Source organism: Caballeronia sordidicola, from assembly GCF_001544455.2.
GTDB classification, from domain to species: domain Bacteria; phylum Pseudomonadota; class Gammaproteobacteria; order Burkholderiales; family Burkholderiaceae; genus Caballeronia; species Caballeronia sordidicola.
Genome location: NZ_FCOC02000072.1, coordinates 1 through 617 on the forward strand (window position 1 = coordinate 1; position 617 = coordinate 617).

Sequence of the window (617 nt, forward strand, 5' to 3'; positions counted from 1 at the left end):
TTCGAGCCAACTGCAATTGATGCAAGTCCTTCTGCACGCGCTACGTCCGAAGGCGGCGTTGAACCCGTAGCGTCACCCATACCCGCCACCTGCGAGTAGTAGGCAGCCGTCTTGTATGACGTGCCCAGACCTGTTGTGACTACACCCGATCCGGTTGAAGTCGCCTGCAGGAGCCCACCCTGCAAAAGAGAAGGAGCAGAGCCACCGGTCTGGTTCACGATGTCGTTCACCTGACCAACGCTCGCTGCGTCCGTGTCCTGAATGCCGTTTGCCACGTTGCTGATCACGGTGCCAACAGGCAACAAGCCCTGCTTGCGATCGCCGTTCTTGAAGTACGGGCTGTTGCCCGTACCTGCATTGAGCGTCACGTTCGGCTTGCCAGAGGCAATGGAACCTGCCGTGTAAACCACCGCCGGGGTCGTTACATTGCCGCTTGCGTCGAGCGTAAAGCCTGCCGACTTGAGCTGGGACACTGCAACTGCGTCCGAGTTGGCAATGCCAGCCTTCAGGTTGGTGATGGTCGTACCCGCCGTGCCGCCGCCCAACGTGACCGAGTTCTTGGCCGTGCTGTCGTATGCCACGAATGCGTTGGTTGCCTTGCCGTTCGTGTCAACGGT

Annotated in this window: 1 protein-coding gene; it reads right to left on the minus strand. The window is 59.8% G+C overall.

From position 1 onward, the window contains the following. On the minus strand, positions 1-617 hold a 617-nt coding region (locus tag AWB64_RS30630; RefSeq protein ID WP_157766748.1), incomplete at both ends, for a hypothetical protein.